This is a genomic window from Curtobacterium sp. MCBA15_007, from assembly GCF_001864905.1.
Taxonomy (GTDB): domain Bacteria; phylum Actinomycetota; class Actinomycetes; order Actinomycetales; family Microbacteriaceae; genus Curtobacterium; species Curtobacterium poinsettiae.
The window spans coordinates 240,061-249,088 of record NZ_MJGM01000056.1 but is presented as its reverse complement, the minus strand read 5'-3'; the positions used below and the strand labels follow the sequence as shown (position 1 = coordinate 249,088).

The 9,028-nt window shown below is 73.5% G+C and carries 11 protein-coding genes and 1 pseudogene; 5 read left to right on the top strand and 7 right to left on the bottom strand.

Going from position 1 to position 9,028, the window contains the following annotated elements; genetic code table 11:
• Positions 1 to 470 (bottom strand): annotated as a pseudogene (locus tag BIU95_RS18810) (hypothetical protein); the annotation flags it as partial.
• An 86-nt stretch (positions 471 to 556) separates the two neighbouring features.
• Positions 557 to 1,930 (bottom strand): hypothetical protein, encoded by a 1,374-nt coding sequence (locus BIU95_RS18805; protein WP_071252028.1) that lies wholly within the window; start codon positions 1,928 to 1,930, stop codon positions 557 to 559.
• A gap of 111 nt (positions 1,931 to 2,041) precedes the next feature.
• Here BIU95_RS18805 and BIU95_RS14970 point away from each other — a divergent pair, with 111 nt between their 5' ends.
• Complete coding sequence (locus BIU95_RS14970) at positions 2,042 to 2,473, top strand: GNAT family N-acetyltransferase (protein WP_017888555.1); 432 nt, start codon at positions 2,042 to 2,044, stop codon at positions 2,471 to 2,473.
• A gap of 43 nt (positions 2,474 to 2,516) precedes the next feature.
• Here BIU95_RS14970 and BIU95_RS14965 read toward each other — a convergent pair whose 3' ends face one another.
• Together BIU95_RS14965 and BIU95_RS19195 are read right to left on the bottom strand one after the other, a co-directional pair.
• Positions 2,517 to 3,044, bottom strand: coding sequence for an Lrp/AsnC family transcriptional regulator (locus tag BIU95_RS14965; protein WP_017888554.1), 528 nt, complete (start codon positions 3,042 to 3,044; stop codon positions 2,517 to 2,519).
• Positions 3,045 to 3,053: 9 nt separating this feature from the next.
• Complete coding sequence (locus BIU95_RS19195; protein ID WP_071252027.1) at positions 3,054 to 3,620, bottom strand: TetR/AcrR family transcriptional regulator; 567 nt, start codon at positions 3,618 to 3,620, stop codon at positions 3,054 to 3,056.
• A gap of 122 nt (positions 3,621 to 3,742) precedes the next feature.
• Here BIU95_RS19195 and BIU95_RS14955 point away from each other — a divergent pair, with 122 nt between their 5' ends.
• Together BIU95_RS14955 and BIU95_RS14950 are read left to right on the top strand one after the other, a co-directional pair.
• The gene (locus BIU95_RS14955) at positions 3,743 to 5,218 is read left to right on the top strand and encodes an MFS transporter (protein WP_071252026.1); all 1,476 of its coding nucleotides are present in this window, start codon (positions 3,743 to 3,745) and stop codon (positions 5,216 to 5,218) included.
• Between the two features lie 177 nt (positions 5,219 to 5,395).
• Positions 5,396 to 5,845, top strand: a complete 450-nt coding sequence (locus BIU95_RS14950) for a phage holin family protein (protein ID WP_042538095.1) — start codon at positions 5,396 to 5,398, stop codon at positions 5,843 to 5,845.
• A gap of 61 nt (positions 5,846 to 5,906) precedes the next feature.
• Here the strand turns inward: BIU95_RS14950 and BIU95_RS14945 are convergent, their stop codons facing one another.
• Entirely contained in the window at positions 5,907 to 6,413 is a 507-nt protein-coding gene (locus tag BIU95_RS14945) for a hypothetical protein (protein WP_071252025.1), read from the bottom strand.
• Between the two features lie 39 nt (positions 6,414 to 6,452).
• Positions 6,453 to 6,842: a DUF5997 family protein gene (locus BIU95_RS14940; RefSeq protein ID WP_017888549.1), complete on the bottom strand. Its 390-nt coding sequence runs from the start codon at positions 6,840 to 6,842 to the stop codon at positions 6,453 to 6,455.
• Positions 6,843 to 6,875: 33 nt separating this feature from the next.
• Here BIU95_RS14940 and BIU95_RS14935 point away from each other — a divergent pair, with 33 nt between their 5' ends.
• Together BIU95_RS14935 and BIU95_RS14930 are read left to right on the top strand one after the other, a co-directional pair.
• Complete coding sequence (locus BIU95_RS14935) at positions 6,876 to 7,688, top strand: LysR family transcriptional regulator substrate-binding protein (RefSeq protein ID WP_159556791.1); 813 nt, start codon at positions 6,876 to 6,878, stop codon at positions 7,686 to 7,688.
• Positions 7,685 to 8,155 carry a GNAT family N-acetyltransferase gene (locus tag BIU95_RS14930; protein WP_042538097.1) on the top strand — a complete coding sequence of 157 codons (471 nt, stop codon included), beginning with the start codon at positions 7,685 to 7,687 and terminating at the stop codon, positions 8,153 to 8,155. The genes BIU95_RS14935 and BIU95_RS14930 overlap by 4 nt, the downstream gene beginning before the upstream one ends.
• Positions 8,156 to 8,306: 151 nt before the next feature.
• On the opposite strand, the gene BIU95_RS14925 is transcribed toward BIU95_RS14930, so the two are convergent.
• Positions 8,307 to 8,987, bottom strand: a complete 681-nt coding sequence (locus BIU95_RS14925) for a DJ-1/PfpI family protein (RefSeq protein ID WP_017888546.1) — start codon at positions 8,985 to 8,987, stop codon at positions 8,307 to 8,309.
• Between the last annotated feature and the right edge of the window lie 41 nt (positions 8,988 to 9,028).

Sequence of the window (9,028 nt, the reverse complement as noted above, 5' to 3'; positions counted from 1 at the left end):
GCGGGAGCCGCCGGAGCCGGGGCCGGAGCCGCAGGAGCCGGGGCCGGAGCCGGGGCCGGAGCAGCCGCGGGGGCAGCCGCGGGTGCGCTCGTCGAGACCGCATCGCCGCCGACGGCCACGGCGTTGCCGCCGACCGTCACCGGTGCTGCGACGTCCGGCACCACCTGCGTGCCGGAGAGCGTGCCGTCCTCGCCCGAGGTGCTCGGGGACACGGCGGCGGGCGCCGGAACAGCCGCCGGGGCCGGGGCAGCCCCGGCCGAGCCGGTCACGGTGGACACCGCGTCACCGAGCACGCCGATCGCGTTGCCGCCGAGGGACACCGGAGCGTCCACGGAGGGCGCCACCTGGGTGCCCGAGACGGTGCCGTCGGCACCCGAGGTCGTGGCCGCGTTCGCCGCAGCCGTGCCGCCGAGCGTGAGCCCGCCGACGAAGAGGGCGAACCAGAGCCCTCTGGAGACGTACTTGTTCATGGTCGTACTCCTGATCGAGATCGTCACCGACCGCGGACGCAGCCGGGATGTGTGCGTGCCTGCCGTGCCGGGCAGGCGCACCGATCTCAGTCAGGGGCGACGTCGTGCTCGCCGACGACCGATGCGGGGACCGTGTCGTCGGAGAGCGTGCCGCGAGACCCCGCGGCGAGGGAGACGATGTCGTCGGTCGTACCGACGATGCCGACGGCAGCTGCGCCGCCGGAGTTCGTGGAGGCGCTGCCACCGAGCACGCCGGCGTCGGTGCCGTCGAACGGGACCCCGTGGCCCTCGCCGTCCGCGGGGACGAGCAGCGCGTGGCCGCCGAGGGTCGCGTCCTGCGCGTCGACGACTGCGAGCACCGGGCCGACCGGCGCCGCAGGGGTCGCCGCAACGGCGTGGTCGGGCGAGCCGAACACGCCGGAGCGAGCACCCGCGTCGTTGCCGGTGCCGACGCGAGCCGGAGCGGTGGGCACCGCGGTGCCCTGCGCGGGCGCGGTTCCGGGCCGGACGGGGACGTCGGCGACCGGCGCCGACGGGACGGGCCCGGCGGGCGGGTTCGAGCCGCCGCCCACCGGGAGTGCGGGGACGTCGACGACGGGATCCGTGCCTCCTGGCAGGGCGCCGCCCACGGACGGGACGACGCCCTCGACCACGGCAGGGACGGTGCCGACGGTCGTGCCGACCGAGCCGAGCGTGTCGTCGACCAGGCCCGTGACCGGACCGGTGACGGTGCCGAGGGTGTCGTCGCCGAGGACCGTCCCGACCACCGGGACGCTGCCGACCACGTCGTCGACGGTGTCGACGACGGCGGTCACGGGGCGTGCGCCGGTGACGTGTTCCACGGTTCCGGTGACGGGGCGCAGGACGTTCGCGACGGCGTCGGTGACCGGCCGGGAGGCGGTGCTCACGTGGTCGACGACCTGTCGCACCGGGCGCGTGGTCGGGTCGGCCGCGGGGGCGGTCGTGGTCGGCTGGGCAGCCGGGGCAGCCGGGGCGGCAGGCGCTGGAGCGGGGCTCGACGGGGCCGGGGCGGCAGGCGCGGGAGCGGCGGGAGCAGGGGCGGCGGGGACCGCGGCAGGCGCCGGGGCGGCGGGGACCGCGGCAGGCGCCGGGGCTGCGGGAGCGGGCGCCGATGCTGCCGGTGCCGGTGCCGGGGCTGCGGGAGCAGGTGCCGGTGCCGGTGCCGCGGGTGCCGGCACGACGGCCTTGCGGACGGGGTCCGTCACGCCGCCGACGACCTTGCCGACCTCGCCGGTCACCCCCTGCACGGTGCCACCGACGCCCTCGATCACGTTGCCGACGAGTCCGCGCTGCTCGGCAGCAGCCGGGGCGGTCGTGGCGGCGGATGCCGGGCGCGCGCCGAGCAGCAGGGACAGCAGCACGAGGGCAGCGAGGGTCCCGACGCCCAGCAGGACGATGCGGAGTGCGGCGCGCCAGGGTGCGCGCAACGGGTTGTCCATGCGCTCACCTCCTGATCTCGGCTGCGCACGTAGAGTGGTTGACCGGCAATGTACGCCGATCCGGTCCGGAACACACCCTGTTTCGGAAGAAATACTCAGGAAGGGCCGTCCGTGGTCTCGATCTTCAACGCTCCGACCCGCAACCTGGACATCGTCACGCTGCACGAGATCCTGCGGCTCCGGCAGGATGTCTTCGTCGTCGAGCAGGAGGCCGCGTACGGCGACATCGACGGCCGCGACCTCGAGCCGGGGACGGTGCAGTTCTGGGCCGGCAACGGCTCGGTGGACGCGACCCTGCGTCTGCTCCGCGAGCCCGACGGCACCGAGCGCATCGGCCGGGTCGCCACCGCGCAGCATGCCCGCGGGCAGGGACTCGCCGGGCAGCTCATGGAGGCGGCGATCGCCGAGTCGCGCTCGCCGAGCATCGCCCTCGGCGCCCAGTCCCACCTGGAGCAGTGGTACGGCCGCTTCGGATTCGTGCGTTCCGGGGACGAGTACCTCGAGGACCGCATCCCGCACATCCCGATGACGCGGAAGCGCTGACCCGGAGCTACTGCCCCGGGGCCCCTGACGCGGGGTTCGTGCCTCAGGCCCGCCAGCGCCGCAGTTCGTCGAACGAGCGGCCCTGGGCGGCGCGGTCGGCGACGAGGCGTTCGAACACGATGTTCGTCTGCGTCGTCGCCACCGAGGGGTCACCGCTGAGCTCGTCGGCGACGAAGTCCCGGAGCTGCTCGGTCGACTCGCACGCGATGTGCACGAGGAAGTCCTTGTCCCCGGCCAGGAACGACACGTCCTGCACGACCGGCACCCGCAGCAGGCGCTTCGCGAAGTCCCGCAGTTCGTGGCGAGCGGCGGCGTGCACGCGGACGGACACCATCGCCTCGATCGAGAACCCCAGGCGCGCGACGTCCACCTCGGCCCGGTAGCCGCGGATCACCCCGGCGTCCTCGAGGGCACGGACCCGGGCGAGGCACGTCGAGGGCGCGATGCCGACCGCGGCCGCGAGCCGGTTGTTCGGGATCCGGGCGTCCGCGGCGAGGGTCCAGAGGATGCGCTCGTCGACCTCGTCCAGGCGCGGAGCGGGGTCGGGGCGACGTGCGGGTCGGTCGGACACCCCTCGACGCTACCGCGGCGGCGCGAGCAGGGCGCGGAGGGCGTCCTCGAGCGCCGCCGACACGACGGCGTCGGCGGCGGATGCCAGGGGTTCCACCGCGGTGGACTGCCGGAGCATCGACATCCCGAGCACCACCGCGAGCGCGATCTCGGCCCGGACGAGCAGCGCTTCGGACCCGGCACCGCCGACGGTGCCCGCGAGCCGTTCGGCGTACCGACGCAGCGTCTCGCGGCGGATGGCGTCGGCACCGTCGTCACCGGAGGACCGGAGCAGGAGCATCAGCTGCAGCGAGTCGTCGTCGGTGGGCGTCCGCACGATGTGGGTGATGATCCCCGTGAGCGCCCGCTCGAGCCCCTGTTCGCTCGTCTCCTCGGCGCCCAGGTCACGGACGACGCGGTCGAGGCAGGCGCGGAACAGCCCTTCCTTCGACCCGAAGTACCGGTTGATCAGGGCGACGTTGACCCCGGCGTCCCCGGCGATCTCGCGCACGGTCGTCGCGCGGTACCCGTCGAAGGCGAACCGTCGGCGGGCGGCCTGCACGAGCAGGAGTCGGGTGGCCGCGGCGTCCTTGCTCATGGTGCGCAGCCTAGCGGTCCTCACAGGGATGTAAGCAAGCGTTGACATGCGGTCGTTCCCGCGTACGCTCATGATGTCAGCAGTTGTTTACATCGCCATCGACCACGAGGACACGGAGCACGATGACCGACACCATGCAGAGCCCACGGACCGGCTCGCACCCCACCACGAACGGGCGCCGGCCGAACAGCACGGCGATCATCGTCTCCCTGTCCCTCGGCGGCCTGTCCTTCGCGGTCCTGCAGTCGCTGGTCGCCCCGGCGCTGTCGACCATCGGACAGGACCTCGGCGCCTCCACCAGTGCGACGAGCTGGGTGCTCACGGCCTACCTGCTCTCCGCCTCGGTGCTCACGCCGATCCTCGGTCGCCTCGGCGACATGATCGGCAAGCGCAAGGTCCTGATCGTCGTGCTGTCGATCCTGCTCGTCGGGGCCGTGCTCGCCGCGCTCGCGCCGAACCTCGGCGTGCTGATCGTCGGACGGGCACTGCAGGGCGCCGCCGGTGCCGTGATGCCGCTGTCGATCGGCATCGTGCGGGACGAGCTGCCGAAGGAGAAGGTCAGCGTCACGATCGGTCTGCTGTCGGCGATCTTCGGGATCGGTGCCGGTGTCGGCATCGTCGCGGCCGGACCCATCGTCGAGCACCTGTCCTGGCACTGGCTGTTCTGGCTCCCCGCCGTGCTCGTCGTCATCGCGCTGCTCGGGGCGGTCTTCGGCATGCCGGAGTCCCCCGTGCGGAAGCCCGGACGCCTCGACACGGCCGGCACGTTCGTCCTGGCGGTGTCGCTCGTCGCGATCCTGCTCGCCGTCAGCGAGGGCGAGACCTGGGGCTGGGGCGACGCCAAGACCATCGGCCTGCTGGTCCTCGGCGCCGTCGCACTGGTCGTGTTCGTCCTCGTCGAGCTGCGGGTCGCCGAGCCGCTCATCGACGTGCGGCTCTTCGCCGTCCGCGGCGTCTGGACCGCCCACGTCGTCGCACTGGTCTTCGGGTTCGCGATGTTCGGCACCTTCGTCCTCGTCCCGACGCTCCTGCAGCTCCCGACGGCGCTCGGCTACGGCTTCGGCAAGGACGTCACCCAGGCCGGGCTCTTCCTGCTGCCGACCGTCGTGATGATGGTGGTCGCCGGGCCGATCGCCGGCGTCCTGGTGCGCAAGGTCGGCCCGAAGCCGCCGATGCTCATCGGCGGGTTCGCCATCGTCGCCGCGTTCGTGCTGCCAGCCGTCGCACACGCCGAGCTGTGGCAGGTGGTGGCCTCCGGCGTCCTGACCGGCATCGGCATCGGCATGGCCCTGGCCGCCTGCTCGAACGCGATCATCGAGAGCGTCCCCGCGAACCAGACCGGCGAGGCCATCAGCGCCAACACGGTCGTCCGCACCATCGGCTCGAGCGTCGGCACCGCCGTCATCGCCGCGCTCATCACCTCGCACAGCACGCCGCAGGGGCTGCCGACCGACGACGCCTTCACGATCGGGTTCTGGGCGTGCACCGGGGTCGCGGTCGTGGCCGTGCTCGCAGCACTCGTCGCCCCGTCGATGCGTGCGCGCCGCGCAGCGGCCGCCGCCCGCGGGATCGACGACCTCGAGGAGGTCACCGAGTAGCGCGGTGGACCCGGCCACCCCGCCAGGCCCGTCCTGCGTCGTCGACGCGGGGCGGGCCTCCGCGTCCGTTGCACAACCTGGGAACGCACCGCACGCACGCGCGGCGGCGTGACGATCATCGGGTCGGTCGCGTCCTGTCAGGGGACGCGGACCGCCGCGCCCGGACAGGAGACCCTCATGAGCAGCACCGACCACGACGACACCACCGCACCCGGCCGGCCGTCGTTCCGCGACACCGTGACCGCCGGACTCGTGCAGAAGGCCCTCGAGCCGGTGCTGCGCGCGGTACGTGAGGAGGTCGCCTCGGCGCGGCGGGAGATCGGCGAGCGCGCCAGCGGTGCGAAGACCGGGCTGGTGCTCACCGGGGTGGCCGTCGGGTTCGCCCTGACGACCCTGGTCGCACTGGCGGGCTTCGCGGTGGCGCTGTTGGCCCTGGCCCTGCCGCTGTGGGCGGCGACCGGGATCACGTTCGCGGCGTTCGCGATCGTCACCGCGATCCTGTTCGTCGTCGGCCTGCGCGGGATCCGGCGCGGGGTACCGCCGGTGCCGAAGGACACGATCCAGGCGGCCAAGCAGCGGGTGACGCACGCGGCGGACGCCCCGGCGGACAGCGCCGCGCGCGACTGACGCCCCCGCTCCCGCCGTCGCTGCGGGCGCAGCCGCTGCTGCCGGCGCGGGCTGGGCTGGGCTACATCGCCAGGGTCATGCCGACCACGGCGACGGTCATCGCGAAGACCTCGCCGCTGCGGACGGCTCGCCGGTCCTCGCGCCCCCACTCGTACCGGAGCAGCCAGCCACTGAAGGCGCAGTAGCCGATCACGCCGGCACCGAGCACCGCGGACAGCGCGATGCCGTGCCCGGCGTGGTCACCGGCGACGCCCGAGGCGTGGCCCATCAGCAGCATCCCCGCCATCATGACGGCGGAGAGCGCGCGGTGCACGTCCATCGGCTCCGCACGGCGGCCGTCGGCGCGGCGTCGACGCATGACGGGCAGCGGTGCGAGCAACAGCAGCAGGGTGGCGGCGAACAGGGTCCACACGGCGCCGGCGTCGACGACGGGCATGAGCATCGCGACGAGCATCACGCCCGCCGGCACGATCACGCCCGGACGCGGCCGGTAGCGGTCACCGACGATGCAGCACACGGACGCGAACTGCGGCACGACCAGCATGGCGTCGGCGACGGTCTCGTGCACGTGGGGCGTCCTCGGTGCGGCGGAGTGGTGCGGGTGGGGTCAGTCCTCGGCGCGGGCAGCGGCCTTGGCGGCACGCTCCTGCTTCACGCGGGCGTTCTCGGCGTGCACGGCGGCCTGCGTCGCACGCTCACGGACGAGCCACTCGGGCTTCTGCTCGAGCAGCGTCTTGATGTCCGCCGTCGTCAGCGCGTCGTCGATCCCGGCGCGGCTCAGACCCGAGATCGAGATGCCGAGCTTCTGCGCCACGACGGGCCGCGGGTGCGGGCCGTCGCGTCGGAGGTCCTCGAGCCAGGTCGGGGGTTCGGTCCGGAGCTCGTCGAAGGCGGTCCGCGTGAGGGGAGCGCTCTGGAAGGACTCCGGAGCGGCCGTCAGCAAGATGCCGAGCTTCTTCGCAGCCGTCTCGGGCTTCATGGTCTGTTCCTGCGCCATGAGGACAAGGGTACGGCCCCTATGCTCGTCTGCATGACCGCGGCTCTCACCATCGCCTTCGTGCCGGGGGTCTCCCCCGCAAAGTGGGCCCGTGTCTGGCGGGATCGCTTCCCCTCCATCGAGCTCCGGCTGCGGCCGATCGGTGCCGACGACGTCGACGACACGCTGGCGGGCGAGGCTGACATGGTCTTCGCGCGCATGCCCGTGTCCGAGCGGCACAACGCCATCCCGCTCTGGACCGAGACGGCCGTCGTCGCGATGCCCAAGGACTCCCCCCTCGCCGAACTCGCCGAGGTCGACCTCGCCGACGCCGAGGTCCACGTGATCGACGCGGGCCCGGTGCCCGCCGACATCGACGGATCGCTCGACCTGGTCGAGGCGAACGTCGGCGTCGTGGTGCTCCCCCAGTCGCTGTTCCGCGCCGCCAGCCGCAAGGACCTGGTCGGTCGTCCGCTCATGGACGCCGAGGGCACGCGCATCGCGCTGGTCTGGCGGGACGAGGACGCCACCGAGACCACCGAGGAGTTCATCGGCGTGGTGCGCGGGCGGACCGCCAACAGTTCGCGCCAGCCAGGAGGCCCGGATCGCGACGGCGACGACGACTCGCGTCCGGCTCGTGGCGGCGCCAAGGCCGGCTCGGGTGCCAAGGGCGCGTCGGGTGGGTCCGGCGGGTCGGGTGCGTCGGGGTCCAAGGGCGCCGGCGGCTCCGGCGGCAAGGCCAAGGCGAAGTCACCCGGCAGCGGCAAGTCCGGCGCCGGCAAGAAGTCCAACACCGGCAAGGGGCCCACGCCCGGACGCGGCAAGATGCGCGGCAAGCCGAGCCGGGGTTCCAAGGGCAACCGATGACCGACACGCGGCTCGTCGCGATGCCGGCCACGCGCCTCCCGGCCTGGCTCCACCGCACGATGGCCGAGTACGTCGAGTCGCGGATGCAGGCGGGCGAGAGCCGCGAGCAGGCCGAGGCGAACGAGCAGCAGTCGCGGGACCGCTGGTTCCCGGACGGCTCCCCCGCTGACGGCCACCTGGTGTGGGAGGTCCTCGACCAGGACGACACCGTCGTCGGGTCGCTCTGGATCGGTCCGTTCACGACGGGCAGCACCGACTGGTGGGTGTTCGACGTCGAGATCGACGAGGCGCACCGGCGTCGCGGGCACGCCCGTCGCGCGCTCGAGCTCGGGCACCGCGCCGCTGCCGAACGCGGTGCGATGAGCATCGGGCTGAACGTGTTCGGCTACAACACGGGAGCGCAGGAGCTCTACGCGGCCCTCGGGTACCAGGTGACGTCGGCGCAGATGCGGAAGCCGCTGCGCTAGCGCAGGACGGCCGCGGGCGCGGCGCTGGTCACAACACCCCGCCTGCATGGCCCCGAGCGGTCACGAAGTGTCGGCTGGCCGCGCCCGGAACGACGTGTCGTGACCGCTCGGCGGAGACCAGCGGAGATTCGTGACCGTGTGGAGGTCCGCGTCAGCGCAGGACGGCTGCGGCGGCGCGGGTCACCCGGTCGCCGCGCGATTCCTCGGCTGCTGCACGGGCCCGGGCGATGACGACGGCGTCGGCGCGCTCGGCTGATCCGTGGTCGAACGGTGGCTGCGGGTCGTACTCGATCTGCAGCTGGATCGCCTCGGCCGCGGGGCGTCCGGCGAGCTCGGCCGCGAGCCACAGCGCCATGTCGATGCCCGCGCTCACCCCGGCGGCGGTGACGACGGCGCCGTCCCGAGCGATCCGGGCGTCGACCGGCTGCGCACCGAAGGCCTCGAGCATCGGCTTCGAGGCCCAGTGGGTCGTCGCGCGACGGCCGGCGAGCAGCCCGGCGGCGCCGAGCACGAAGGCCCCGGTGCACACCGACGTCATCCACGTGGCGTCCTCGGCCTGGCGCCGGACGAAGGCCACGACGTCCGGGTCGAGCATCGCGTCGAAGGCACCGTCACCGCCGGGGACGACCAGCACGTCCGCGGCGCCTGCATCCTGGATCGTCACGGTGGGGACGAGCGCGAGGCCGCAGTCGCTCGGCACGGGGTCGAGCGTCGCCGCGACGTACTCGACGCGCGCGCCGGGCACGCGGCTGAGCACCTGGGCCGGACCGGTCAGGTCCAGCTGGGTCAGGTGCGGGAACAGCAGGAACGCGATCCGGATCTCGTCGGCCATGTCGTGACCATAGTCCCGGCGCTCTCGTTCTCGTGCTCGTG

What these genes read in the sequence shown, in the direction of transcription:
- BIU95_RS14950 (WP_042538095.1), top strand. Translation starts at nt 5,396, where the DNA reads ATGAGCAGCACCGACCACGACGACACCACCGCACCCGGCCGGCCGTCG.
- BIU95_RS14930 (WP_042538097.1), top strand. Translation starts at nt 7,685, where the DNA reads ATGACCGACACGCGGCTCGTCGCGATGCCGGCCACGCGCCTCCCGGCC.
- BIU95_RS14955 (WP_071252026.1), top strand. Translation starts at nt 3,743, where the DNA reads ATGACCGACACCATGCAGAGCCCACGGACCGGCTCGCACCCCACCACG.
- BIU95_RS18805 (WP_071252028.1), bottom strand. Translation starts at nt 1,930, where the DNA reads ATGGACAACCCGTTGCGCGCACCCTGGCGCGCCGCACTCCGCATCGTC.
- BIU95_RS14940 (WP_017888549.1), bottom strand. Translation starts at nt 6,842, where the DNA reads ATGGCGCAGGAACAGACCATGAAGCCCGAGACGGCTGCGAAGAAGCTC.
- BIU95_RS19195 (WP_071252027.1), bottom strand. Translation starts at nt 3,620, where the DNA reads ATGAGCAAGGACGCCGCGGCCACCCGACTCCTGCTCGTGCAGGCCGCC.
- BIU95_RS14925 (WP_017888546.1), bottom strand. Translation starts at nt 8,987, where the DNA reads ATGGCCGACGAGATCCGGATCGCGTTCCTGCTGTTCCCGCACCTGACC.
- BIU95_RS14935 (WP_159556791.1), top strand. Translation starts at nt 6,876, where the DNA reads ATGACCGCGGCTCTCACCATCGCCTTCGTGCCGGGGGTCTCCCCCGCA.